Source organism: Actinobacillus capsulatus DSM 19761, from assembly GCF_000374285.1.
Classification (GTDB): domain Bacteria; phylum Pseudomonadota; class Gammaproteobacteria; order Enterobacterales; family Pasteurellaceae; genus Actinobacillus; species Actinobacillus capsulatus.
In genome coordinates, this window is record NZ_KB893932.1 from 67,590 (window position 1) to 93,629 (window position 26,040).

The following is a 26,040-nucleotide window of genomic DNA, read 5'->3' on the forward strand; positions in this document are numbered from 1 at the left end:
GACGGGAGCGTAGTATACAGTAAAAGGTATTTTTGTGCTATCGGAAAAATCAGCAAGCGGTCAAATTTAACCAATTTTTTACAACTTTATTTTGCAATAAAAAAGAAAAATTTGACCGCTTGCTCGATGCAGTAATTTTTGTGAACAAGATCAAAGAATAAGTGGTAACCGTTTCTATTTGCATAGGATTACATGGGATAATTCTTTATCTTTTTAAAATCTTAAGGAGCTTATATGAAACTCAAAAAACTTGCTTTATCTGCTGTTCTTTCTATGGCAATTTCGAGTGTGTATGCGGCGGAATTGCCGGATATTACTATTTTAGCAACCGGTGGAACGATTGCTGGCAGCGGACAAAGCTCTGTGAGTTCAGCCTACCAAGCAGGGCAATTAAACATCGATACATTAATCGAAGCTGTACCGGAGATGAAAACGCTCGCCAATATTAAAGGTGAGCAAGTAGTCAAAATCGGCTCACAAGATATGAGTGACGAAGTGTGGCTGAAATTAGCGAAAACCATCAATCACCAATGTGAAAATACGGATGGTTTTGTGATTACGCACGGAACGGATACGATGGAAGAAACCGCATATTTCCTCGATATGACGGTAAAATGCGATAAGCCCGTGGTGCTGGTCGGTGCAATGCGCCCTGCGACAGAAAAAAGCGCTGACGGCCCTCTGAATTTATATAATTCAATTGTAGTGGCTAAAGATAAAAAATCGGCAAAACGTGGTGTGTTAGTCGCAATGAATGATGTGGTACTAGGAGCAAGAGACGTAACCAAAACCAGCACTACCGCCGTACAAACATTCAGTTCGCCAAACTTCGGTACGCTCGGCTATATTCATAACAGTAAAGTCGATTACGAACGTGCGCCGGAAAGCAAACACACGCTAAATACCCCATTTAAGGTTGATAATCTAAATGAACTGCCGAAAGTCGGTATTATCTACGCTTATTCAAATATGCCGACCGAGCCACTTAAAGCCTTATTAGATGCTGGTTATCAAGGTATTGTGGTTGCAGGTGTCGGTAACGGTAATATGAATGCGGCAAATTTAGCGTTACTTGAACAAGCAGCGAAAAATGGTGTTGCAGTAGTTCGTTCTTCACGAGTGCCAACCGGCTATACCACTCGTGATGCGGAAGTGGATGATTCTAAATATGGCTTTGCGGCATCAGGCACGCTAAATCCACAAAAAGCACGAATTCTATTACAACTTGCTTTAACCCAAACCAAAGACATCAACACAATTCAACAATATTTTGAAGACTTCTAGTTTTCAGCCATAAACACAAGCGGTCTATTTCTTGCAAAATTTTGCGAAAAATAGACCGCTTGTCTTTTTGTAACTGTCGCTTATTTTACAAAGCTATCAAAGGTTAACTCATAGTTATCGCCGTCGCGATTGTATGAAATATAACGAGGGAATTTCTCACCTACATATTTTTTCACAGTAATCGTTTTTTGATCGCTGGTTTTAAAGCTATAAGTAATTTCTTGATAAGTTTGCCCTTTTACTTTAACCGTTTTCTGAGCTTTATTTAACTTCACATTCAGTGTCGGGTATAACTTTTTACCGTTTGTCGTTTGAAAACTCGTTGGTAATTGATCGTAATAACTCAACTGAAATGCTGTGGTAAATAAGTCGAATGTCGGCATCGTTAATGCTTCTTGTTTTAAAGGCTCTTTCGCTTTACCGTACTTAACCGTACTTGAATCAATCTCTGCCAATGCATAGGTTTTACCATTACGAGTATCACGGTAGCTCAACATATTAAATTGCCCGTTACGCTCTGTCCCTTTCGCTGAGAAAACAATGTTATATAGCGGCACATTAATTTTCGATTGAATCGAATACTGACCCGCTCCATTTTTAAAATGCACATAAGCCGGCATTAAATAATTCGAGCTATATTTTATATTAAAATCTTCTGCCCAAGCGGTTGAAATTAATGAAGAAATTACAAAAAATGAAAGCGCAATTTTTTTTAAAAAACTCATTTATTTTTCCTCTAATTTTGTACTTTCGAACAAACGAAGAATGGCATTACTTTCTCGTAATTGTTCTGCTTTCTCTACTTGCATTTTGGTTAAATGCGACGAGAAATAATTAATAAAATCATACATATAATTACGTAGGAATGTGCCTCGTTTAAATGCAATTTGCGTCATACTTGATTGGAATAAATGGCTTGCATCTATTGCTACCAAATCACTATCCGCTTCGGTATATGCCATTGACGCCATAATCCCGACACCTAAGCCCAAACGTGCATAGGTTTTAATCACATCCGCATCTGTTGCAGTAAACACAATATGCGGCAGAATACCTACTTTATTAAATGCATGGTCTAGATCCGACTGCCCCGTAAACCCAAAAGTATAAGTGATCAGATCATATTTACCTAGTTCTTCGACCGTTAAGTTCTGACTTTGGTTCGCAAATTTGGCTAGCGGATGATCCGGTTTAACAATTACTGAACGATTCCATAAGTAACACGGCAATAAAATCGCATCTTCAAATAAATGCTGCGCTTCGGTTGTAATGGCGAGATCTACTTCGCCTGCCATCAGCGCATCATAAATTTGGCTTGGTGATCCTTGATGTAATTGCAAGCTGACTTCCGGATACTTAGTTTTAAATTTCTCAATAATCGGCGGTAATACATAACGCGCTTGCGTATTCGGGGTCGCAATTCTCAATACCCCACGATTTGGACGAGTCTGCTCTTCCGCTACCGATTTAATACTCTGTGCTTTGACTAATAATTCTCGAGCAATCGCAACAATTTTTTCTCCAGCAGGCGTTAATCCTTTGATATGTTTACCATTTCGCTCAAAAATATTAATCCCTAGCTCACTTTCTAACAAACGCACTTGCTTACTGATCCCAGGTTGGGAAGTATAGAGCGTTTCAGCGGCTTCAGTAATATTCAGATTTTGGTTAACAATTTCAACAATATAACGTAATTGCTGTAATTTCATTGCTATTTTCCTTTTACGATTTCAATTAATTCGGCAATATTCGTAATTTCATAAATCGGTCGAATCTGGGTATCATTCACCACTCCCGCATGATTAAACCAACAGGTATCAATTCCGGCATTATTGCCCCCGAGAACATCAGAAGCTAACGTATCACCTACCATTAAGATCTTAGTCTTATCCGGCTCATCCATTAAAGCAAAAGCGTACTCAAAAACTTGGCGATCCGGCTTTGCCGCACCGATTTGTTCCGAAACGGCAACAAATTCGAAAAAATGTTGCGTATCGGTATTTAATAATCGTTGCTGTTGCAGTTCGGTAAAACCATTAGTGATAATTCCCATTTTGACTTTACCGTACAACTGATTAAGCATTGCCATCACCCCATTCAGCGGTTTACTGACAATGGCCATTTCCGCCATAAGTTCTTGATTCAGTTGGAGCGCATCCACACCGGTTTGTGCTGAAAGTTTAGCAAAACGGCGAGTTTGGATATCTTTTGCGGTAATTTCATTATTTTGATAAGCCACCCAAAGCGGTTTATTGACCGCTTGAAATTGTTCATAATCTACTCGACTAAAATCAATATGATAACGAGCAAGCATCGCTTTTAATCCTTCATAAGAATTAAACGAAAAAAGCGTTTCATCCGCATCAAATAAAATCCAACGATATTTCATCTATTTGTAGCTTCCTTCTATTTCATGCGTAATCCATTCGACAAAATGCTGTACTTTCTCCACTTCTTTCATTTGCGGCGGGTAAACAACATAAAATGCTTTTTCATCATAAACGTCTGTCACAAAAGGTTCGATAACAGAGCCTTCTTCAATTTCATTCTGAGCAAGGATTCTATTTGCTACTACAACACCTTGACCATGTTTAGCCGCTTGAATACCCATTGAAGTATTCGAATACATTGGACCTGATTCAGCCTCCAAATTATTTAAACTAAGATGTTCTGCCATTTGTTTCCATTTGGTATGAGAACATACATGAATTAAATTTTTCCCTTCTAAATCTTCCGGCTTACTAATAGGATTTTCACATAAATATTCCGGCGAAGCCAAAATCATAATGCGGGCTTGTACGAGTTCGATCGCTTCAAGATTTTGCCAATTACCTGTTCCATAATAAATCGCTACATCAATATCTTTACCCAATAAACCTTCATCTTGCGAAGCCGTAGTCAAACGGACTTCAATATCAGGATATTTTTTGTGAAACTCGTTAAGACGAGGCACTAACCAGTGCATTCCAAACGAAGGGGTCGTACTAATTGAGAGAATTTGACGGCTATTTTTAAGTTTTACCTTTTCCGTTGCACAGGCAATTTGTTCAAGAAGCGGTTGAATATCTTCAAAATATTGCGCACCGATTTCGGTGAGTTCTAGAAGTCGGTTACGACGGTGAAACAACGATACGCCTAAAAAATCTTCTAATAATTTGATTTGATGGCTAACCGCCGCTTGAGTCACAAATAAATCGTCTGCTGCCTTAGTAAAGTTAAGATGGCGAGCAGCTGATTCAAATGCTTTTAAGGCGTTTAAAGGTGGAAGTTTTTTATTCATAAGTAATAATTCTTTTTTTCCGTAGATAGCTCATTTCTATCGCATTATTTTTTTTGATAGTTAAAATTAAAATTTTTAGCTTGTCATACTGGTCTAACATCACTATAATGCGCGCCGTACTTAGACGGATAGTGATAGTTAAACAGTGGAAAGTCTATTTTTTGCTAATTTAACTATTTCAGATTTTTAAGTATGATGTTGTGTTTGCATATTGGTCTAGGAAACTAGACTAGAGTAACATTTAGTTACTCGTTTCACTTCCTGTATATTTTGAACCCTTTTGGTTTATTAACCGCCCGATTTGGGCGGTTTTTTTTCGTCTTGAATTCTCGCATTGTAACAGAAAGAATAAATCTCGCTAGTGGATAAAGAGAATTTTCATTAAAATTTCTTATCTATTCGACTAAAAAATAAAAAATTTTATCAATCATTTCAAAAAACTTAACTTCCTCGTCCATTTGCTATATAAACCCGCTATTTTGTAGTATCCTTTTAGTGAATTTTTATTAACTAAAGAGAAATACTTTGAGTAAACGTAGACTTACCCAAAATCAGCAACGCAGAATCAAATCAAACCATCATAAAAAAATCGCAAAATCTGAATTGGAATGGCAAGACGAAATGCTGGGCGAAGTTCAGCAAGGTATTGTGGTTACCCGCTATGCAAAGCACGCCGATGTCGAAACAGAACAAGGTGAAATTTATCGCTGTAATCTCCGCCGTACTTTAAAAAATGTGGTAGTTGGCGATCAGGTATCTTGGCGCCAAGGGAGTGAGCAATTGCAAGGTATCAGCGGCGTTATTGAGGCAATTTATCCTCGTAAAAACGAGTTAAGTCGCCCTGATTATTATGACGGTATCAAAGTAATGGCGGCGAATATCGATCAAATCATTATTGTTTCGGCCATATTGCCCACCCTTTCACTCAACATTATCGATCGCTACTTAGTGATTTGTGAAATGGCTAAAATTCCTGCGCTTATCGTGTTAAATAAAATTGACTTACTCTCAGAATCAGAACGGACAGAAGTCCAAAAGCAGCTAGCCATTTATGAAAATATCGGTTATGAAACCCTTTGTCTATCTGCTGATAGCGGTGAAAACATGGATAAATTAGACAGCTATTTATCATGCGGCACTTCGATTTTTGTCGGTCAATCTGGGGTAGGAAAATCGAGCCTAATCAACCAACTATTGCCGGAAGTTAATGCCTTAACCGGTGCAGTAAGTGATATTTCGGGCTTAGGTCAGCATACGACTACATCTTCCCGTTTATACCATTTACCGCAAGGGGGAAATTTGATTGACTCACCGGGTATTCGTGAATTCGGCTTATGGCACTTAGAACCGGAGCAAATCACGCTTGGTTATCGTGAATTTCAATCGGTATTAGGCACTTGCAAATTCCGAGATTGTAAACATAAATCGGATCCAGGTTGTGCGGTTAGAGAAGCGGTCGAAAAAGGCGAAATTAATGCAATTCGATTTGAAAATTATCATCGCTTAATTGAAAGCCGTGATGAAACCAAAAGTCAGCGTCATTTTAGAACGGAAGAATAAGAATCAATAGTAATGAGTACAAATTTCATTTATCCTAATGCCCACTTGATCGCAGGTGTGGACGAAGTCGGTAGAGGCCCGCTAGTCGGTGCAGTGGTAACCGCTGCCGTTATTTTAGATCCGAATAATCCGATTGAGGGATTAGCTGACTCTAAAAAACTGTCGGAGAAGAAGCGTTTGCTTTTAGCGGAGGAAATTAAAGCAAAAGCGCTTTGTTGGTCTTTAGGGCGAGCCGAACCGGAAGAAATCGATCAGTTGAATATTTTACACGCAACGATGCTCGCCATGCAGAGAGCGGTTGCCGGATTAAATATTCAGCCCGATTTCGTGTTGGTGGACGGTAATCGTATTCCAACTTTACCGATGCCAGCACAAGCGATCATAAAAGGAGATAGTTTAGTTGCCGAAATCAGTGCAGCTTCAATTTTGGCTAAAGTTGCACGTGATCAGGAAATGGATGAATTAGATATGCAATATCCGGAATACGGTTTTGCAAAGCATAAAGGCTATCCGACTAAACTACATTTTGAAAAACTGGAACAATTTGGGGCAACCCCTTTTCACCGAAAAAGCTTCGCCCCAGTGAAGAAAATCTTAGGTTTATAAATGTTAGAACTACTATTCGAACCATTCCAATATAACTACATGCAAAAAGCGATTTTTATCAGTATGGGCGTTGGCGTGGTTTGTGCTTTTCTCTCCGCCTTTTTAATGCTAAAAGGCTGGTCTTTAATTGGTGATGCCCTTTCACATGCCGTGGTACCGGGCGTTGCTATCGCTTATGCGTTAAAACTTCCTTATGCTTTCGGTGCATTTTTTTCCGGTATTCTTGCTGCTCTTTCCATTTTATGGGTGAAAAGTATTACTCGAATAAAAGAAGATGCGGTTATCGGCTTTATCTTTACCACATTTTTTGCACTGGGTATGTTTATTGTGTCACTCAATCCTACCTCTGTTGATGTTAATGCGATTGTGATGGGCAACATTCTTGGCATTGCAGATGAAGATTTATGGCAAGTTACGATCATCATTGGCTTATCACTACTCGGCCTTATCTTATTTTGGAAAGATCTACTGCTCACTTTTTTTGATGAATATCATGCGCTGTCTGTAGGACTCTCTACTCTTCGCTACAAAATCTTATTCTTTACCTTATTAAGTGCTTGTGTCGTGGTAGCATTACAAACAGTCGGCGCAATCTTAGTGATTGCAATGGTCGTTACCCCGGGTGCAACCGCCTATTTGCTAACGGACAGATTCCCTCGTTTAGTCACTATTGCCATTCTTATCGGTAGCCTCAGCAGTGGAATCGGTGCATATCTCAGTTATTTTTTAAATGGTGCGACCGGTGGTATGATTGTTTGCTTACAGACCTTTATCTTTTTACTGGCTTTTTGCTTTGCGCCTAAATACGGTTTAATCAGCCAAAAACGTAAGCGTTTGGAGGCTATCAATGAATGAGTTAGTTCTATGGTTCGTTGAGCCCTTTGAATTTGAATTTATGCAAACCGCTTTGTTTACTGCGGTATTAATCGCTTCTGTTTGTGCGGTATTGTCTTGTTATTTGATTTTAAAAGGCTGGTCATTGATGGGCGATGCGATTTCTCACGCGGTATTACCGGGGGTAGTCGTATCTAACTTATTAGGCTTTCCTTTAGCGGTCGGAGCATTTGTCTCTGGACTATTTTGTGCGATTTCCGTCGGTTATCTCAAAGAAAACTCTCGTTTAAAAGAAGATACTATTATGGGCATTATGTTTGCCGGATTATTTGCGCTCGGTATCGTGCTTTTTACCGCGCTACCGACCGAACAACACCTTACCCACTTATTATTCGGTAATTTGCTTGGTGTGACTCAAGCCGAATTAATTCAGACCATGATTATTTGTGCGATAACCTTTAGCATCATTATCTTCAAACGCAAAGATTTTCTGCTCTACTGCTTCGATAGTAGCCATGCTAAAGTTATCGGTTTACCGGTCAAATGGCTACACTACGGATTGCTTGCGCTCTTAGCGTTAACCATCATCAGTGCGATGCAAGTTGTTGGTGTGATTCTGGTTGTTGCAATGTTAATTGCCCCTGGAATTACCGCCTACCAACTGTCAAACCGATTTGATTATATGTTAGTCATCGCGATGATAATTGCCATCAGCTCATCTGTTTTCGGCACGATCTTGAGCTATCATATTGATGCGGCAACCGCCCCGACAATTATTCTTATTCAGTCCAGTCTTTTTGTTTTAGCACTATGTTTCAGCCGTTTAAAGACTCACAGGCGTTAACAGTGTTGTGTAAATTTGCAAATTAGCGCAAAACAATGGAGAATTATTATCTATAACTTATATAAAAAGGAATCTTATTATGACTAAAAACTACGAAGAAACTATTTTCAGTAAAATCATTCGTAAAGAAATCCCTGCTTCGATCGTGTATCAAGACGAATTAGTCACTGCATTTCGTGATATTTCACCGCAAGCACCGACTCACATTCTAATCGTGCCGAATAAATTAATTCCAACCGTAAACCATGTAGAAGCGGAAGATGAATTAGCATTAGGTCGCTTATTTACGGCTGCGGCGAAAATTGCAAAAGAAGAAGGCATTGCAGAAGACGGTTACCGTTTAATTATGAACTGTAATGTACATGGTGGTCAGGAAGTATTCCATATTCATATGCATTTAGTGGGTGGTGAACCTTTAGGCAAAATGTTAAGCAATAAATAATATGAAACATTTAAAATCTTATTGGCTATTTGCAATTTTTTCGCTTTTTTTGACCGCTTGTGGCAGTAATCCGCAAAGTTATATCAAAGGGAAATCAGAACCGGTTGTAAATATTGAAGCTCAAATTGCTACTCTTGTTAAAGTCGATGCAGAAAGCGAAAGGCTCTCTGTTACGAATTTAACTGAGCATCCGCTTAATTTATTCTATAAATTATTTTGGTATGATAACCAAGGGGTTACCCAAACTGCTAATGATATATCAACGCAACCTTGGTTAAATTTATGGATAAATAGCAAGCAGTCACAACCACTCAAGCTTGAAAAACCGACCAATGAAAGTAGCAATTATCGTGTCTATTTACGTGGTAGCCGATGAATGCCCTCGCTTGGCTTGAGAGCCAACAACAAGCAGTCATTTTTCGCAAAAATTTAGCAGGTTTGACCGCTTGTAGCCAACAGATTCAGCTCGCCTCTGGCGAGCGATTTGTTTTGCGCCAACAAAATGAGCGAGCAACTACGTTCGGGATTAATTACGCTCAAGAAGCACAAATTTTATACTATTTAACTTGCTTACCCTTTACGCCAAAGGTCTATTATCACAATAAAATTTCCAGTCTATTGACTTGGATTGAAGGTGATATACCTAACCGTTTCAGCTCATCATTAGTAAAGCAATTAGCGCAACAACTTGCCCAATTACATCTTTTTCCTATTGATAAATCATTGCCTAAACTAGATCTTGCTGAGCGCTGTCAATTTTTATGGCAAAAACTCTCTGTTCAACAACAAGCAGTATTGAGATTTCGTCCTCCATTTCAAACGATTCAGCCTTTTACACTGGCAATCTGTCATCATGATCTACATTTAGGTAATTTTATTGAAAAAAATGACCGCTTATATCTGATTGATTGGGAATATAGTGCCGTGTCGGATCCGGCATTAGAGATTGCTATGCTCTTTAGTGCAAATGCTCAGATACTCAACGAGCAACAACAAGCTGAGTTTCTTCGCTTGTATCTACAAGCAACAAAATTTGATGAGAAAGGCTTTAAACAAAAAATGGCAGAATATCATTCTGCCATTAATCAGTTAAATCAATTATGGTTTGCAATTCTTGAACCATAAAAACTATTTTAAGAATGGATTATGCAGTTTCTCACGCCCGATTGTGGTGTGAGAACCATGACCAGCAACGACAACAAAATCATCATCCAAATCAAACATTTTGGTACGAATCGTATTGAGTAACACATCTAAATTACCCATATAAAGGTCGGTACGTCCAATACTGTCTTTAAATAACACATCACCGCTAAAAGCGATTTTATTTTCAAAATCAAAAAAACCGATATGTCCCGGCGCATGCCCTGGCAAATGACGAACGCTAAAACGTAATGAACCTACTTCAACTACATCATTTTCATTTAACCAATAATCCGGTAAAAATGCTTTCACCAGAGGAAGACCGAACATTTCACACATTCGCGGTAGTTGTTCAAATAACGGCTTATCATCAATATGAGAACCATACACTTCTACACCAAAGCGATCTCGTACTTTTTCAACCGCCATAATATGATCTAAATGACCGTGTGTAAGTAACAATTTTTGTACATTCAAGTTTTGTGATTCAACAAACTGAATGATTTTATCCGCATTATCACCCGCATCAATAATTGCGGCATTCTTATTATCATCCCAAATAACACTACAATTTTGCTGAAAAGCACTTACCGGGATAATTTGTAAATTAAACATAAAATTTGACCGCTTACCTAACCACGCCAAGTACGAACAGGACCGGTATCTACATGAACAAAATTACTACGAGGATAATAACCAACCCCGCCATTATATAAGCTCTCTGCAGCTGCTTTCACTTTTGCAAGCGGTATGCCAGATACTCTAAAGTCAACTGCTTGTCCACGAATATGGTAACTATTGCTTGCTACGCCACGCTGCGTTCTATGCATTCTTGCGTTCGTTTGAGCTGAACGATAACCGCTTAACACTAAAATTTCCGCATTACGAAAACCTAAACGTTGTTGAATTTGATTTAATTTCACAAACAACATCGGGTCAATGCGTTTAATTTGGTTTGTGTGTCGGTCACGCATTAAGTAATTTAATTGATGTAAATCCGCCACCGACAAATGCCCACCATGAAATTTAGCTGCATAAGTATCGCCCGTATTAATATTCCGGAAACGTAACGATAACGGAGCTGGGGTTGAAAGTGCTGCCATCACTTTACCAGGCAATAAACTTGCCCCTAAAACAAGACCACCGAGTGACAACCACTTACGGCGTTGAACATTGGTTTGATTCATTGAACTTTCCTCATTATCACAAGTAATGATTGATAGTAGATTACTCAATCTCAAAATAATTTACTATCAGCCATAAATAAAGGCTTATTATTAATAAGCCCCTTCGACTCACTCTAAAAAATAAAGTTCCGAGAAGCAAGCCTTACTTCTCAGAAATTTTTATATTTGTGAATTAGATCACACTTTTCACTTTGCTCCAATTCACTGCATTCTTCGGAATTGCCGTATCAAATTTATAGATATCAGGTAATGTATATACCTTACCGTTCTCTACCCATGCAGTAACATAGTATAAATAAACCGGATTATCCGAACGAATATTCGCAGAAGTTGTTTTCTGACTTGCTAATACTTTTTGTTTTTTGTCCATGCTCCAGCCAGCTTCTTTTAATAAGATACTTGCTAAATCATCTGAACGCTCAACACGTACGCACCCGGAACTTAACGCTCGATCCGTTTTACCGAATAGACTACGGTTTGGTGTATCATGTAAATAAATCGCATCCGAACTTGGCATATTAAATTTAAAACGACCTAATGCACTATCATCCCCTGCTTTTTGGCGAATACGATAAGGAATATTCTTACTATTCACATATTGCGACCAGTTCACGCTACGAGGATTAATTTTATTACCTTTTCCATCAAAAATTTCATAGCCAGCAGAATCCGCAAATCCTGGTTTTTTAGCTAGCTTCGGAATAATATCTTTAGTCAAAATTGTCGGCGGAATATTCCAAGGCGGATTAACCACTATATTACTTAACTTACTATACATTACTGGCGTACGACGATCATCACGCCCAACAATCACCTTAGATTGTAGCGCTAGCTGACCATCACGGAAGTAAAATAGCTGATAACTAGGAATATTCACGAAAATACCGTTATTAAAACTTGGGATAATACGTAAACGCTGTGCATTCAAAGCTAATTTATAGAACGTATCATTACCTGTCGTTGCCTCTGCTTCAGCCGTTTTTGCTTGCTTGGCTTTGGTTGCCTTTTTCGCATTATCTGATGCTGACATCAATAATACACGTTGTGCAGTTTCTTGATAAATGTGGTTTTGAGGCACTAAATTAGCAATAAATTGATCTGAACGTCCTTCTTGTACGGCATTTACCCATTGATTAACCAGCTCAGCACTTGGCGCTTTCGGCGTGTAACTGCCTAGGTTATATAGCCACTGGTTCGCATTTTTAAACACATTTTTGTTATAGTACAGATAATCTAAAAAGCTATCCGTTAATAACATATCACGAGCCGAACCTTCCGGTTGGCTTAGTATCTGTTGTAACGCTTTTGCCGATTTAGCTGATACACCACTCACAGCCAACAGAGCATATTCTTTGATAAATTGCTTTTCTGCTGCTTTATCATTCCACATATTCACAAAAGCATTATCTAAATAAACTTTAGCAGTTGTTTTACTTAACAGTAATATATTAGCACCTACTGTTTGCTGCACTTTTGCTTCTGCTTCCGCTAACTTTCTAGCTTCTTCTTGGCGAATTTGTTCTTGTTTGAATACATAATCCGCACGTTTTGCTAATTCCGCGGCACGAGCCTGCTGAGCAGCAAAACTTAATTGAGGTAAAATTGCATCTTGCGCAATAGGCGCTGCAACAACATTTGATTGCCCGACCGAGACAACCGAGGCTGATTGCTCAGACACACCCGTTGTAACCGGAGCGATTTCCGCCATAGCCATGCCAGAAAACATAAGAACCGGCAACAATTTAAAGGTTTTCACCTTATTCATACTAAATCCTTAGACCCGAGATTGTAAAAAGTAATAAAAAAACAGACCGCTTAACTCTGGTTAAGCGGCAGCTGAATTAATATATTATAATTGATTTTATGACTTTTTATCAATTTCTAGCCAATCGACCATCATTTTCTCAGCTTCTTTCAAAAAGAAGTCCGGCGCTTCATAATCTTTAGGTAACGCATCAATATCTTTTAATGGCTTTTTACCTTCTCGTGCAAAACGAGCATTCAGATCTTTTAAGCGTTTCGCTTCATCCGATTTATATTCTTTTTGGCGCTCTGCTAAGTTAAGTGAGGTAAACTTACGCGCCTCCCTTTCTTTACGAATTGCAATATCTTCATTTAATGCGATAAATTCAGGATCTTTTGCAATACGCTCTTCATGTTTAGCTGTCAAACTGGAAACTGCATCACGCGCATGACCTGCCGCATGATAAGCCGCTGCCGGAATTTTGTCCCATGGCAATGCATTATCCTCAAAGCTTTCGCCAGTCTTCTCCGCATTAATTATTTCAGGGAACTTGATATCTGCCTCAACACCTTTTAGCTGAGTGCTTCCACCATCAATACGATAGAATTTCTGAATCGTATATTGAATAAAGCCTAATGGTTCTTGATCTAAGTCGTACACAAAATTCAATGAACGGCTTTGTTGCACCGTTCCTTTACCAAAGGTTTGTTGCCCAACGATAATTGCACGATTGTAATCTTGCATTGCCGCTGCAAAAATTTCCGATGCCGATGCACTATGACGGTTAATCATGACCATAATTTTGCCATCATAAAGTGATTTATCCGCCTCTGGATCTTCGTGAACTTTGATTCGGTTGAAAGCATCACGAACTTGAACAACCGGACCATCTTTAATGAATAATCCTGTTAATTCCACTACTTCCGTTAATGAGCCGCCACCATTTTCACGTAAATCGATAATCAAACCGTCAGCTTTTTTGGTTTTCATATCATCTAATAATTTACGTACATCATTGGTTAATCCAATATAGAATGTCGAAATTTTGATAACCGCAATGTTTTTACCTGCAATTTTCTCAACGGTTAACTTCGCTGCGCTATCTTCTAGACGCACTTTATCACGAGTTAAAGTAATAATTTTCGTTTTTCCGCCTTTTTCCGGCTCAATTTCTAAGCGAACCTTACTGCCTTTTTTACCTTTAATTTTGTCAACAACGTCATCTAAACGCCAGCCAATTACATCTTCAATTTCACCTTTTTCTTGACCTACACCGACGATCTTATCGCCAACTGCAATCTTCTTGCTGCGAGCAGCCGGCGCCCCCGGCACCAACGATTTAATCGAAGTAACATCATCTTCCATTGCAAGTGTCGCACCGATACCTTCTAATGAAAGATTCATACTTTCTTGGAATGCTTTAGCCGCTCTAGGTGATAAATAACTGGTATGCGGATCAATTTCACGCGCAAACGCATTTAGATACGTTTGTAAAATATCATCCGCTTTTACCTGTGTAAGACGCTTAATTGCCAAGTTATAACGTTTAGTTAACGTTTTCTTAATTTCCGGCCATTTTTTGTCTTTAAGGTACAAGTTGATAATGTCATTTTTAACACGCTGTTCCCACAATCTATCCGCTTCTTCCGTGGTAGTTGGGAAAGGTGCTTTATCACGCTCATTCTCAATTTGATCCGTACCTTTTAAATCAGGTTCTTTATCTAAAAGTGAAAGGGCATATTTATAGCGTTCATAGCGACGCTTTGTCATAAGATCATAGATTTCAAATGCTGAATCTAATTTACCCTTATACAATTCTTCATCTAGCTTTGTTGCGTATTTTGCACGCATCGCATCAATTTCAGATTGTAAAAAAGTATTATGCGAGCCATCTAACCAATTGATATAACGATTAAAAATCTTATTTGCAAACTCATCATCCAATTTAAATTTGTGGTAATGAGACTGGGTTAAACGTGCGGTAACACGTTTAGTAGAAAGACTATGTTGCTCTGTTGGTTTAGGAATGACTAATGCACTTTCCTTAATCTGTGGTTCAACTGCAAATGCAGTGCTAATCATGGAACCAAGACATAATGCAATGAGTCGGCTAAGCTTATTAATTTTCATAAAAATCCTAATTCATTATGAGATATGCCCAAGTAAATAGGATAAGCGATGTTTATGAATCCATCGCTTATCCTTATAACTTAAAGACTAGAATTATTTATTACCTTTACTAAATTTTTTCGTTAATGCAGCAAGGCTTTCTGCTGTTGCTTTTGCTGAAACTTCTTTAGAAATACGAGGTGTTTTTTTCACACGTACATCAACACGCTTTTTCGCTTTTTCTTCACGTGCTTTTTTCTTAAAGAATTCTTTACGCTGTTCTTTTCTCTGTTCCGCTTTACGAGCAGCGTAAGCTTCTTTAGCAACCGCTAATGACTGTGCGGCATGTTCAGCTTGTGCTTCATCAACAATACCGGTCGATTCACCTTGTAGACCGACACGTTGCGCATTAGCTGTACAAGCAGCAAGATAACGCCAGCTCATCGTATAAGTACGTAATGCTTGACGTAATAATGTTTTACTGATTTTTTCATCATTTACCAGAGCTTCGGCTAAATCTTGAAAAAGACCGACTTTTAATGGCTTAGCATCTCCTTCAATACTAAAACAAAGTGGGAATTTATTCGCTAAATAAGCAATTACTTCTTTCACACTTGGATTTGTTTTGCTACCGTTTTGCGTTTTTACTTGTTGTTCTGACATAATGTTTTCTCTATTAAAAATTTAAGTCTAGATAAATGTTTAGTTTAATATGAAACCTCGACTCGTTACTATATTTTATTTAGTGAGGCTAGTCCATATAAAATCAAAATCTTTCCATTACGAGTCCATGTTAGACAAGAATATTCCTTCAGGTTTCATAAATAATTTAAAAAAACATTTGCTTTAATGATTAATTAGTGTTCTAATCAGCCCGCTCTCGTAGAGTTATTAGTCCGATTCTTTCTTGTTGTTTTCCTTTCTATAAATCATTCCGATTTTCTGAGAGTTCTTCACCGATCAATCTCTAATCTCCAAATAAACGTGTAGCAATTCTTTTTATCAAATTTTTATAAGGAAAATCCTATGTCTAAAGCAACAGGTGTCGTTAAATGGTTCAATTCAACTAAAGGTTTCGGTTTTATCACTCCAGAGCAGGGCGGTAAAGATATTTTCGTTCACTTCTCTGGTATCGTTGGTTCAAACTTCCGTACCTTAGAAGAAGGTGCAAAAGTTGAATTTGAAGTACAAGATTCTGATCGTGGCCCATCAGCGGTAAATGTAAAAGCACTTTAATTTAAAAATGCTTATATAAAATTTTAAAGTCAGCTTTTGCTGGCTTTTTTCTTATACCTCACTAGGTTCATACGACAACGGATATAAATCCAATTTATCCATTAACAAGCGGTCGGAATCTTCTCCAGGATTGCAAGTGGTCAATAGTTTTTCACCATAGAAAATAGAATTGGCCCCCGCCATAAAGCACAAAGTCTGCATCGCTTCTGGCATTGCTGTTCTACCGGCAGATAATCGTACATAGCTTTTCGGCATAGTAATACGGGCAACCGCAATTGTTCTAACAAACTCAGTCCAATCCAGATCTTCGGCATTTTCCAATGGCGTACCTTCGACTTTAATCAGTTGGTTAATCGGCACACTCTCCGGCTGGGGATCAAGATTTGCCAAACTTGCGATAAGTCCTGCACGTTCTGAACGCGTTTCGTTCATACCGACAATACCGCCGCAACACACTTTTAAACCGGCGTGGCGCACTTTACCGAGTGTATCCATACGATCATCATGATTACGTGTATGAACGATTTTATTATAACGTTCCGGATCAGTATCCAAATTATGATTGTAATAATCCAAACCGGCTTTTTTTAAATCTTCCGCCATACCTTCTTCAAGCAAACCGAAAGTACCGCACGTTTCTAAACCTAATGACTTCACCTCACTGATAATATTGGAAACGGCTTTGATATCTTTTGGTTTAGGACCTCGCCAAGCCGCCCCCATACAAAAACGGCTCGCCCCTCTCGCCTTAGCAATTTTTGCCTTCTCAATAATTTCTTCAACATCCATCATCACTTGTTTCTCAAGGCTGGTGTCATAACGAGCGGATTGAGGACAATATTCACATTCCTCCGGACAGCCACCAGTTTTAATCGAAAGCAATGTAGAAAGTTGAATGGCTTGCGGATCAAAATTTTCTCTATGTACTTGCGCCGCTTTAAATACCAGTTCCATAAAAGGCATTGCAAACAATTCCTCCACTTGACATTTTCGCCAATATTGTGCTGTCGGATGTGGAGTTAACTCACTCTTTGCCTTTAAACGTAAATTATAAGTTGTCATCTTGTCTCCTTTAACTACAAAGAAGCGGTCAAATTCTCTCCATTTTTTGCAAAATTTTAGAGAGAATTGACCGCTTAAGCCATTCATTATTTCGCAGACTTGTTAGCTTTAGCACCTTTCACTTTTGTAGGTTTGGCTTTAGCTTCATTCTTATCTTCCGCCATAGTCTTTACGCAAAGGTGGAGAATCTGTTCAACACCGTTATGGATATATTCATCACTACGTACTTTGTTTTTTTGAATATCTAACATTGCATCATGAATACCTTGGCTCATGCTTGGTGTTTGAACCAAGTTCCAACATTCCGGATCTAAATGGTTAAAATTACCTTGTAAATCGGCAGCATAAAGCACGCCACTATAATAGACATAGATATTGTGATCCATCATACGATTTAAAATCATCGCGCGAATCTGTTCAACCGGCATTTTCACTTTTTTACTGTACCAGTCATTTACCCCATTCATAAACGAATCAATATCGTAACGCTCATTTACTCGATCAGCGTAAGTTTGTGCAGTCGCGCCATAAGCAATCGCATAAGATTTTTGATCAATCTCAGAATCACTTAAACGTGTCCAACCGCTTTTTGTAGAACAAGCGGCTAATACGGCTAAGGTTAAACCAACCAACATAGTTTTAATGATGTTTTTCATATCGCACTCCTTATCGCTTTATAAAATTTATTATCTATTTTAACGAATAAATGGCAAAATTACCTAAGTTTTTTTAAGAGGTAATCATGAAACAGTATTTAGATTTATGTCATCGTATCGTAAACGAAGGGAAATGGGTAGAGAATAAGCGTACTGGTAAGCGTTGTTTAACCGTTATCAATGCAGATTTAACTTATGATGTTGCTAATGGTGAATTTCCGTTAGTCACTACACGCCACAGCTTCTGGAAAGCAGCAATTGCCGAATTACTCGGCTATATTCGCGGTTACGATAATGCGGCTGATTTCCGTAATCTGGGTACAAAATCATGGGATGCGAATGCCAATCAAAATGCGGCTTGGCTAGCAAATCCATACCGTAAAGGCGAAGATGATATGGGATTGGTTTACGGTGCGGTAGGACGTAATTTCCCTAAGCCTGACGGTGGCTCGGTTGATTTACTACATCAAATTGTCGATGACCTAAAAAAAGGCGTAGATAATCGAGGCGAAATTTATACCTTTTATCATCCGGGTGTATTTCATATGGGCTGTTTACGTCCATGCTTATATAGCCACCATTTCTCACTTTTAGACGGTACACTTTATCTTAACAGTACCCAGCGTTCTGCCGATGTGCCGTTAGGTTTAAACTGGAATATGATTCAATGTTACACATTCTTAGCTTTAATGGCACAAATTACCGAGCATAAAGCGGGACAAGCATTCCACAAGATCGTAAATGCACATATCTACGAAGATCAGCTGGAATTAATGCGTGATGTACAACTAAAAAGAGAACCGCTAAGTGCACCTAAACTTTGGATAAATCCGGAAATTAAGTCATTGGAAGATTTAGAAACGTGGGTAACTCTTGATGATTTCAAAGTAGAAGGCTACGAATATCATCCAAGTATTCAGTATCCGTTTGCCGTCTAAAAACAGCAATAAAAAAGCCTAGAACTTTTATAGTCTAGGCTTTTTTTGAAATCTTAAAAAGAATTATTTCACTAAATCTTTTAATGCTTTACCTGCAACGAACGCTGGTACTTTAGCTGCTGCGATTTTGATCTCTTCACCAGTACGTGGGTTACGACCAGTACGTGCATTACGCTCATTTACTTTAAACGTACCGAAGCCGATTAATTGAACTGCATCGCCTTTTTTGAGACTTTCAGAGATTGCTTCTAAAGTAGCTTCTAATGCTGCTTTAGCATCTTTTTTGCTTAACTCTGCACCTGCAGCGATTGCATCGATTAACTCAGTTTTGTTCATAATTGTATCCTCTAAGATTTTATTTAGATAAATGGCGTTGACCCGCCTGAAACTTGTTGCATAAAGCCCCGCTAGCTTAATTCAAACTGAGATATTCTCAAAGCGAATAATGCATCATTCTGTGGGGATGTTGATTTATTGGTTAAATTTTAACCCAATATTGCTAATTCCGCTACTACGAATCTCATTTTTTAATTCAAGAATGAGTTCAATATCACGTTCTTCACACTCATTGAGCAAACGATAAACTTGCCACTGTACATCAAGTTCATCTTGAATTTCTTCCGCATTTTTAAGCTCTTGTTCATTTAATTCACGGTCTTGCTGCATTTCTAAATAGCTTGCCACCGTACCTAATGAAATTTGGCTAATGCGAATTGCTTGTTCTAAAGTCGAGCCGGCAATTAAACTGTGTAATAATTCCGAAAGCGCTTCGCACGCCTCTTGTGCGGGTAGGACACCAAAAAAGTCATAATCGTTCACATCCGGAATAATTTCTTCTAACTTTTCCAGCTGATTATCAAAGTTAATTTTTGCGCCTTTAACCATCAAAAACTCCCAAACTAAGTTCAGAATATTTTGAAATACCTTGGTTTTTTCCGGCTGTTCGGTTACTTCACAAAACAGCTGATAGTTCGGATACATTCTTTCGCAAAGGCACGCAATAAACGTTAGATGTTGCCAAGACTCAAAACGTTCCATACGTTTATGAATAGGATTTCTCATTTTTCCCTCTTTCGTTAAGCTAAACTGATTTCCCAAAATACAAGCGGTCGGATTTTCATAATTTTTTGCAAAATATTCCCGAAATTTAACCGCTTGTTTAAGACAAACCGGCTGTGAGATTACTTATGGTATTGCTTTGAATACTCGTGAATCGCATCCACAAATACTTTCGGACTATGTTCCGGCACGTCTTGATGAATCCCGTGTCCGAGATTGAACACATGACCGGAGCCTTGACCGAAACCGGCTAAGATTTGTTTCACTTCCTGCTCAATACGTTCCGGTTGTGCATACAATACACTCGGATCCATATTACCTTGTAGCGCAACTTTGTGTCCGACACGACGACGAGCATCAGCAATATCAATCGTCCAGTCTAAACCTACCGCATCACAGCCGGTTTCCGCAATCGCTTCCAACCATAAACCGCCGCTTTTAGTAAATAAGGTTACCGGTACTTTTCTACCGTCGTTTTCACGAATCAAACCGTCCACGATTTTGTGCATATAGCGTAACGAAAATTCTTTGTATTCGTTATGCGCCAATACGCCGCCCCAAGTATCGAAAACCATCACCGCTTGCGCGCCGGCTTTGATTTGTGCGTTTAAATATAAGATCACACTATCCGCTAATTTATCTAATAATGCGTGTAAAATTTGCGGATCCGCATACATCATTTTTTTGATTTTGGTGAACGCCTTGCTTGATCCGCCTTCCACCATATAAGTAGCTAATGTCCATGGGCTACCGGAGAAACCGATTAACGGTACTTCGCCTTTTAATTCACGGCGAATCGTACGCACAGCATTCATTACATATTGCAATTCACCTTCCGGATCCGGAATCGGTAAGTTTTCTACCTGTGCTTTATTTTCAATCGGACGAGCAAATTTAGGACCTTCTCCCGCGCCGAAACTCAAACCTAAGCCCATTGCGTCCGGGATAGTTAAAATATCAGAGAATAAAATCGCCGCATCCAGCGCATAACGACGTAACGGTTGTAAAGTCACTTCACAGGCTAAATCCGCATTGCGGCATAAAGACATAAAATCACCGGCCTCTGCACGTGTCGCTTTATATTCCGGCAGATAACGCCCTGCTTGACGCATCATCCACACCGGTGTCATATCCACAGGTTCGCGTAATAGTGCTTTTAAATAGCGATCATTTTTTAATTGGCTCATAATATTCCTTGTGTAATCTGTTCTATTACAAATAAGCGGTTAAATTTCACGAAAAATTTGCAAAATTTTGCCACAAAGTCACCGCTTGTATATAACTCATTGGGATTAGTGAATTTGTGGTTTTTCGGCTGTTTTCACATTCAACGCAAAGTGGCTGTGCAAGAAGAGCGTAAGCACTCGAAGATACTCAACCACTTCTTCCCCCGCCTCTAACAATTCATTATTATCATCGTCTTCATTGTAACCTAATTTAGATATTTCCTCTAAATCATCTAAAGCCTCACCAATCTCATCCGTCTCACGACTTAATTTGGGTTGCGCTAAGCCTAAACCTAATAAAAATTGGCTCGTCCACTCTGCAATCGCATCCGCTAGTGCGAAACCATCTTCATTATTCGAAGTCCAAAGCGAAAATAACGTATTTGCCTCATCAAAACTCTCGCTGAGTTGTTGATAAAAATCGGCTAACGCCGCTAAAGGTGCTTGAGAAAAGGCATGACCGTCATTTAAAAACTGGTAAGTTAAGGTTTTCCAAGATTCGTCTTGTACACCACCTGCAATTAATCCGCTTAAAAAACCATGCACTTCCGCCGCTGTTTCGGCAATTTGAAGTTGCGCAATTAATTGATTAAATTCATTTGATTGTGTAATAGCCATAGTGTCTTATTTGTGATTCTGTTAAAGAATGGCATAATAGCAAAAAATTTATATTACTTGTGAGGATTTCGCGACTATGTCGGCAAATTATATTGAAGTTCAAATTTTTGGGCAGGTGCTTCGTTTACATTGTCCACCGGATCAACAACACAATTTACTTGCTTCCGCGCAACGTTTGGAAGAACGCGTAGCACTCTTAAAAGAACAATCCGGCATTATTCAACTTGAAAAAGTCTTAGCGATCGTTGCGTTAAACCTAAATTACGAACTTGAGCAAGAAAAACAAAAAAATGCGAATAATAAAGCCGTATTAGAATCTTGTATTCAGCAACTTGACAGTTCATTGAATAAATTACAGACCAATGCAGCGATTGCAATTAATCAAGAAAATGTTTAAAAGCTGATCGTTTTCGAATTTTTCTAAATTCAAGACTAGGAAAAATTCTCAATTTCCGTTAGTATAACTCTTGCCTGAGGTGTGCGTGACTGGTTACGTCCCTGAGCCGATAATTGAAAACTTTGAGTTGGACATCTAAGCGCTGGTGAGCAAGCTTACCTTGAGTAAGAAGCCTAAAGGCGCTTAAGTTCGACTCCCTTGAACCGTCTGGTTCAAGGACCACCACCGGTGGCGGCACTTCGGGTTCTTCTTTTCTATGTTTGGTATATCAATATGCAAACTAGTCAATTTCGGCAAGAAACTCGTCAACTCATACGAAATCAAATGCGGGCCAAACGGCTTGAGCTTACCACACATCAACAAATTACAGCCTCATTAAATCTTATACCTCAGGCGCTTTCTTTGATTGATCATTATCAAGCTTCTCATCTTGCTTTCTATTTGCCGTTTAAAGCAGAAATTTCACCGCTACCGCTAATGCAACGCCTCGCTGAACAAGGTAAATCGATTTATCTGCCGGTATTACATCCTTTTAGTTCCGGTAATCTACTTTTTCTGCAATACCATCCGTCTTCTCAACTTGAACGCCATGTATTCGGTATGCAGCAGCCTAAACTTGATATTCGTCAGCTAAAGCCACTTGAAGAATTGGAGATGATCTTTACCCCGCTTCTCGCTTGCGATAGCCAGCTAAATCGCTTAGGCTATGGAGGCGGTTTTTATGATCGAACCCTCGCTCAAACTCAAGCAATAAGTGTCGGATTAGCTTATCACTGCCAGTTAATCGAACAACTTCCTGTCGAGCCTTGGGATATACCGCTCAATCATCTGATATTAGGAGACACAGAATGACCGAAAAAGAATCAGCAGGGAGCCAAACATTGGTAAGAGGATTAAAACTGCTCGAACTACTTTCTCAATATCCGAACGGCTGCCCGCTCGCCCACCTTTCAGAACTCGCCCAATTAAATAAAAGCACCGTACATCGTCTATTACAAAGCTTGCAACAAGAAGGTTTCGTTCGTCCTGCTCCTACAACCGGTAGCTATCGCCTTACTACGAAATGTCTTGCCATCGGTCAGCGCGCATTAAGTTCATTGAATATTCTGCACATTGCCGCACCTCACCTTGAAGCATTTAATCTCAAATTGGGCGAAACGGTTAATTTTGCCATGCGTGAAGGTAATCACGCTATTTTGATCTATAAGTTAGAACCGACTACCGGCATGATGAAAACCAGAGCTTATATCGGGCAAAGATTACAATTGTACTGTTCCGGTATAGGCAAATTATTTTTGGCTTATGATAAGCCTGAATATATTCCTCAATATTGGCAACAAAAGCACGACGTTATTCGCCAATTGACTGCAAATACGATTACCACTATTCCAGAAATGGAAGCCGAATTAGCCAAGATCCGCCAACAACAATTTGCAATGGATGATGAAGAAAATGAACTGGGCGTATCTTGTATCGCTTGTCCTATTTTTGATAACCAAGGAAAAGTAAATTATGCAGTCTCCATCTCCTTATCAACCGCACGCTTGAGCCAACTGGGTTTCGATCAGCTTTATCCAGCACTTCGCGCTACTGCACAAAAAATTTCTGAAGAGTTAGGCTGGCAAGGGGAATAAGCGGTCAGATCTTCAACGAATTTTGCAAAAATTCCACGAAGATCTGATTTTATATTCAGGTATTTTTTCTATCCACAATCTCTGTGGATAACTTTGTGGATTTCTTTTTAAAAAACAAGCTAACCCTAGATAAAACCTAGCCTCTATCTCTTTCGCTCAAAATTGAGCACAAAATAACATTTCCTTTAAAATCAATAAGTTAAAATTTGACCAGTCCTTTTAATAAAAATTTTTAAAAATATTTCTTGTAAATCCGCTTGACAAATATCCCCTGTGTACAACTGCTAATTTCATTGTAAAAAATCAGACAAAAAGCACACTAAATTCATTAAAAAAACGATCATTTTTTTACGATTAAATGTAAAAAAATTGTTGCAAACATTTGCAAATTAGTTATAGTCAAGCTGTATAGGTTATCAACAAACAACAATAATTTTATTTATCTTGATATAAGCCGCATAGAAATGCGTAAAATAGCGATAAAAATTCATTTTACCGATATTTTTTGCTATAATTTGCCCTTTTTGTGTGCGCTAATTAAAACATAGAAAGAATAAGAGGAATAACTATGTTTGGATTTGATCCTACCACGACCACATTCCTGATTTATATCATCGGAATGATCTTAATCGGCTTTATCGCCTATCGTGTTACCAATAATCTTTCGGACTATATCTTAGGTGGTCGCCGTTTAGGCAGCTTTGTGACAGCATTATCTGCTGGAGCGTCCGATATGTCAGGCTGGCTTTTGATGGGCTTACCGGGTGCGATTTATGCAGGCGGCTTAATTGAAGGCTGGTTAGCGATCGGCTTAACCATCGGTGCTTACCTCAACTGGAAATTAGTTGCAGGCCGCCTACGTTCTCATACGGAACACAGTGGCGACGCTCTAACCTTACCCGAATATTTTCATAATCGTTTTGGTGACAAAACCAAACTAACCAAAATCCTATCTGCAGTTATTTTTCTACTCTTTTTTGCGGTTTACTGTGCTTCAGGCGTAGTAGCGGGCGCACGAGTTTTTGAAAATCTATTCGGTGTACCTTATGCCGATGCCATTTGGTACGGTGCGATTGCAACCATCCTCTACACTTTTATCGGTGGTTTCTTAGCGGTAAGTTGGACGGATACAATTCAAGCTTCACTGATGTTATTTGCGCTCATCTTAACGCCTGTTTTCGTTATCTTAAACGTAGGCGGCATTGAAGCGATGCAAGAAAGCATTGCACTTGCCGAAGTTGCTGCAAATAAGAATTACAATGATATGTTTACCGGCACAACCGTTCTCGGTGTATTAAGCTTATTAGCATGGGGCTTAGGTTATTTCGGTCAACCGCACATTGTAGTGCGCTTTATGGCGGCGGAAAGTGTCAAATCTCTTGAAAATGCACGCCGCATCAGTATGACCTGGATGGTTATCTGCCTTGCCGGTGCTATCGGTATCGGTTATTTCGGTATGGCATACTTCTTTAAATTCCCAGAAAATGCCCAAGTCGTTAACCAAAATAATGAACAAATCTTTATTGAACTGGCAAAATTATTATTCAATCCTTGGATCGCCGGTGTTTTATTATCAGCGATCTTAGCGGCGGTAATGAGTACCCTTTCAGCACAACTTTTAATTTGCTCAAGCGCAATTACCGAAGACTTATATAAAGGTATTATTCGCCCATCTGCAACGGATAAAGAATTAGTCTGGCTTGGTCGAGTAATGGTGCTTGCCGTAGCGGCGCTTGCCATTTACATTGCACAAGATCCGAATAGCCAAGTATTTGCTTTAGTAAAAGACGCTTGGGCAGGTTTTGGTTCGGCATTTGGCCCTGTCGTGTTATTATCACTGTTCTGGAAACGTATGAACGGCTTTGGGGCGATTGCCGGTATGTTAACCGGGGCATTAATCGTTTATTTCTGGAAAGACTTAACCGTAGCGCTTTCACTGCCTGAAATGTATTCGATGATTCCGAGCTTTATCAGTGCAATGTTTACCATCGTAATTATCTCACTGATCACGCCAGCACCAAGTAAAGAAGTTATCGAAACTTTCGAACGAGCCGATAAGTCTTATTTAGACGAAGTAAAATAAAAACAAAAGCGATTTGCTGTTTAACAGTGAATCGCTTTTTTGTTTGGCGTTACGTAAAAAATATGACAAAAACGACCGCTTGTTAACAAGCAAACACA

At 39.0% G+C, this 26,040-nt stretch carries 29 protein-coding genes and 1 other RNA gene; 15 read left to right on the forward strand and 15 right to left on the reverse strand.

Translation table 11 applies throughout. The features are described 5' to 3' along the window. Window positions 1-234: 234 nt before the first annotated feature. Entirely contained in the window at window positions 235-1,284 is a 1,050-nt protein-coding gene (ansB, locus tag C228_RS0102950; protein ID WP_018651213.1) for an L-asparaginase 2, read from the forward strand. Window positions 1,285-1,364: 80 nt separating this feature from the next. On the opposite strand, the gene C228_RS0102955 is transcribed toward ansB, so the two are convergent. From C228_RS0102955 to C228_RS0102970, 4 genes are read right to left on the reverse strand one after another with little or no spacing between them, the layout of a single operon-like run. Beyond that, window positions 1,365-2,009 carry a hypothetical protein gene (locus C228_RS0102955; RefSeq protein ID WP_018651214.1) on the reverse strand — a complete coding sequence of 215 codons (645 nt, stop codon included), beginning with the start codon at window positions 2,007-2,009 and terminating at the stop codon, window positions 1,365-1,367. Then, window positions 2,010-2,993, reverse strand: coding sequence for an HTH-type transcriptional regulator CysB (gene cysB / locus C228_RS0102960; RefSeq protein WP_018651215.1), 984 nt, complete (start codon window positions 2,991-2,993; stop codon window positions 2,010-2,012). Window positions 2,994-2,995: 2 nt separating this feature from the next. Continuing rightward, a complete protein-coding gene (gene yjjG / locus C228_RS0102965; RefSeq protein WP_018651216.1) occupies window positions 2,996-3,673 on the reverse strand; it encodes a pyrimidine 5'-nucleotidase in 678 nt (225 codons plus the stop codon). After that, window positions 3,674-4,564, reverse strand: a complete 891-nt coding sequence (locus tag C228_RS0102970; RefSeq protein WP_018651217.1) for a transcriptional regulator GcvA — start codon at window positions 4,562-4,564, stop codon at window positions 3,674-3,676. A 525-nt stretch (window positions 4,565-5,089) separates the two neighbouring features. On the opposite strand from C228_RS0102970, the gene rsgA reads away from it, so the two are divergent. The 7 genes from rsgA to C228_RS0103005 all read left to right on the forward strand — a co-directional run bounded on the left by rsgA (window position 5,090) and on the right by C228_RS0103005 (window position 9,975). Further along, window positions 5,090-6,124 carry a small ribosomal subunit biogenesis GTPase RsgA gene (gene rsgA, locus C228_RS0102975; RefSeq protein WP_018651218.1) on the forward strand — a complete coding sequence of 345 codons (1,035 nt, stop codon included), beginning with the start codon at window positions 5,090-5,092 and terminating at the stop codon, window positions 6,122-6,124. A gap of 12 nt (window positions 6,125-6,136) precedes the next feature. After that, window positions 6,137-6,730, forward strand: coding sequence for a ribonuclease HII (gene rnhB / locus C228_RS0102980; protein WP_018651219.1), 594 nt, complete (start codon window positions 6,137-6,139; stop codon window positions 6,728-6,730). After that, entirely contained in the window at window positions 6,731-7,585 is an 855-nt protein-coding gene (locus C228_RS0102985) for a metal ABC transporter permease (protein WP_018651220.1), read from the forward strand. Further along, on the forward strand, window positions 7,578-8,408 hold the full coding sequence (locus C228_RS0102990) for a metal ABC transporter permease (protein WP_018651221.1): 831 nt from the start codon (window positions 7,578-7,580) through the stop codon (window positions 8,406-8,408). Before C228_RS0102985 ends, C228_RS0102990 begins: the two co-directional genes overlap by 8 nt. A gap of 79 nt (window positions 8,409-8,487) precedes the next feature. Further along, window positions 8,488-8,850 (forward strand): purine nucleoside phosphoramidase, encoded by a 363-nt coding sequence (gene hinT, locus C228_RS0102995; RefSeq protein WP_014992006.1) that lies wholly within the window; start codon window positions 8,488-8,490, stop codon window positions 8,848-8,850. A 1-nt stretch (window position 8,851) separates the two neighbouring features. Beyond that, window positions 8,852-9,226 (forward strand): YcfL family putative periplasmic lipoprotein, encoded by a 375-nt coding sequence (locus tag C228_RS0103000; protein ID WP_018651222.1) that lies wholly within the window; start codon window positions 8,852-8,854, stop codon window positions 9,224-9,226. Continuing rightward, window positions 9,223-9,975: an LPS biosynthesis choline kinase gene (locus C228_RS0103005; protein WP_018651223.1), complete on the forward strand. Its 753-nt coding sequence runs from the start codon at window positions 9,223-9,225 to the stop codon at window positions 9,973-9,975. Before C228_RS0103000 ends, C228_RS0103005 begins: the two co-directional genes overlap by 4 nt. A gap of 3 nt (window positions 9,976-9,978) precedes the next feature. On the opposite strand, the gene C228_RS0103010 is transcribed toward C228_RS0103005, so the two are convergent. From C228_RS0103010 to proQ, 5 genes are all read right to left on the reverse strand, one after another. Continuing rightward, entirely contained in the window at window positions 9,979-10,608 is a 630-nt protein-coding gene (locus C228_RS0103010) for an MBL fold metallo-hydrolase (RefSeq protein WP_018651224.1), read from the reverse strand. A gap of 17 nt (window positions 10,609-10,625) precedes the next feature. After that, complete coding sequence (gene mepK, locus C228_RS0103015) at window positions 10,626-11,180, reverse strand: peptidoglycan L,D-endopeptidase MepK (protein WP_018651225.1); 555 nt, start codon at window positions 11,178-11,180, stop codon at window positions 10,626-10,628. A 172-nt stretch (window positions 11,181-11,352) separates the two neighbouring features. Beyond that, complete coding sequence (locus C228_RS0103020) at window positions 11,353-12,945, reverse strand: L,D-transpeptidase family protein (RefSeq protein ID WP_018651226.1); 1,593 nt, start codon at window positions 12,943-12,945, stop codon at window positions 11,353-11,355. Between the two features lie 96 nt (window positions 12,946-13,041). Continuing rightward, on the reverse strand, window positions 13,042-15,054 hold the full coding sequence (prc, locus tag C228_RS0103025; RefSeq protein WP_018651227.1) for a carboxy terminal-processing peptidase: 2,013 nt from the start codon (window positions 15,052-15,054) through the stop codon (window positions 13,042-13,044). Window positions 15,055-15,147: 93 nt separating this feature from the next. Further along, a complete protein-coding gene (gene proQ / locus C228_RS0103030; protein WP_018651228.1) occupies window positions 15,148-15,696 on the reverse strand; it encodes an RNA chaperone ProQ in 549 nt (182 codons plus the stop codon). Window positions 15,697-16,059: 363 nt separating this feature from the next. On the opposite strand from proQ, the gene cspE reads away from it, so the two are divergent. After that, window positions 16,060-16,269, forward strand: a complete 210-nt coding sequence (gene cspE, locus C228_RS0103035) for a transcription antiterminator/RNA stability regulator CspE (protein ID WP_018651229.1) — start codon at window positions 16,060-16,062, stop codon at window positions 16,267-16,269. Window positions 16,270-16,320: 51 nt separating this feature from the next. On the opposite strand, the gene bioB is transcribed toward cspE, so the two are convergent. Beyond that, window positions 16,321-17,331, reverse strand: a complete 1,011-nt coding sequence (gene bioB, locus C228_RS0103040; RefSeq protein WP_018651230.1) for a biotin synthase BioB — start codon at window positions 17,329-17,331, stop codon at window positions 16,321-16,323. An 86-nt stretch (window positions 17,332-17,417) separates the two neighbouring features. Then, a complete protein-coding gene (locus C228_RS0103045; RefSeq protein WP_018651231.1) occupies window positions 17,418-17,987 on the reverse strand; it encodes a hypothetical protein in 570 nt (189 codons plus the stop codon). Between the two features lie 86 nt (window positions 17,988-18,073). On the opposite strand from C228_RS0103045, the gene C228_RS0103050 reads away from it, so the two are divergent. After that, on the forward strand, window positions 18,074-18,925 hold the full coding sequence (locus C228_RS0103050; protein WP_018651232.1) for a thymidylate synthase: 852 nt from the start codon (window positions 18,074-18,076) through the stop codon (window positions 18,923-18,925). 63 nt (window positions 18,926-18,988) lie between these two features. On the opposite strand, the gene C228_RS0103055 is transcribed toward C228_RS0103050, so the two are convergent. From C228_RS0103055 to C228_RS0103070, 4 genes are all read right to left on the reverse strand, one after another. Continuing rightward, a complete protein-coding gene (locus C228_RS0103055; RefSeq protein ID WP_256867193.1) occupies window positions 18,989-19,279 on the reverse strand; it encodes an HU family DNA-binding protein in 291 nt (96 codons plus the stop codon). 117 nt (window positions 19,280-19,396) lie between these two features. Continuing rightward, window positions 19,397-19,987 carry a YjaG family protein gene (locus tag C228_RS0103060; protein WP_018651233.1) on the reverse strand — a complete coding sequence of 197 codons (591 nt, stop codon included), beginning with the start codon at window positions 19,985-19,987 and terminating at the stop codon, window positions 19,397-19,399. Between the two features lie 119 nt (window positions 19,988-20,106). Further along, complete coding sequence (hemE, locus tag C228_RS0103065; protein WP_018651234.1) at window positions 20,107-21,171, reverse strand: uroporphyrinogen decarboxylase; 1,065 nt, start codon at window positions 21,169-21,171, stop codon at window positions 20,107-20,109. A 105-nt stretch (window positions 21,172-21,276) separates the two neighbouring features. After that, window positions 21,277-21,828, reverse strand: coding sequence for a UPF0149 family protein (locus C228_RS0103070; protein ID WP_018651235.1), 552 nt, complete (start codon window positions 21,826-21,828; stop codon window positions 21,277-21,279). A 76-nt stretch (window positions 21,829-21,904) separates the two neighbouring features. On the opposite strand from C228_RS0103070, the gene C228_RS0103075 reads away from it, so the two are divergent. From C228_RS0103075 to putP, 5 genes are all read left to right on the forward strand, one after another. Beyond that, a complete protein-coding gene (locus C228_RS0103075) occupies window positions 21,905-22,225 on the forward strand; it encodes a cell division protein ZapA (protein ID WP_018651236.1) in 321 nt (106 codons plus the stop codon). 68 nt (window positions 22,226-22,293) lie between these two features. Beyond that, window positions 22,294-22,475: non-coding RNA, 6S RNA (gene ssrS, locus C228_RS14020), on the forward strand. A 23-nt stretch (window positions 22,476-22,498) separates the two neighbouring features. Further along, a complete protein-coding gene (locus tag C228_RS0103080; RefSeq protein WP_018651237.1) occupies window positions 22,499-23,077 on the forward strand; it encodes a 5-formyltetrahydrofolate cyclo-ligase in 579 nt (192 codons plus the stop codon). Continuing rightward, the gene (locus C228_RS0103085) at window positions 23,074-23,859 is read left to right on the forward strand and encodes an IclR family transcriptional regulator (protein ID WP_018651238.1); all 786 of its coding nucleotides are present in this window, start codon (window positions 23,074-23,076) and stop codon (window positions 23,857-23,859) included. Before C228_RS0103080 ends, C228_RS0103085 begins: the two co-directional genes overlap by 4 nt. Before the next feature lie 568 nt (window positions 23,860-24,427). Then, window positions 24,428-25,942 carry a sodium/proline symporter PutP gene (gene putP / locus C228_RS0103090; RefSeq protein WP_018651239.1) on the forward strand — a complete coding sequence of 505 codons (1,515 nt, stop codon included), beginning with the start codon at window positions 24,428-24,430 and terminating at the stop codon, window positions 25,940-25,942. Window positions 25,943-26,040: the final 98 nt, after the last annotated feature.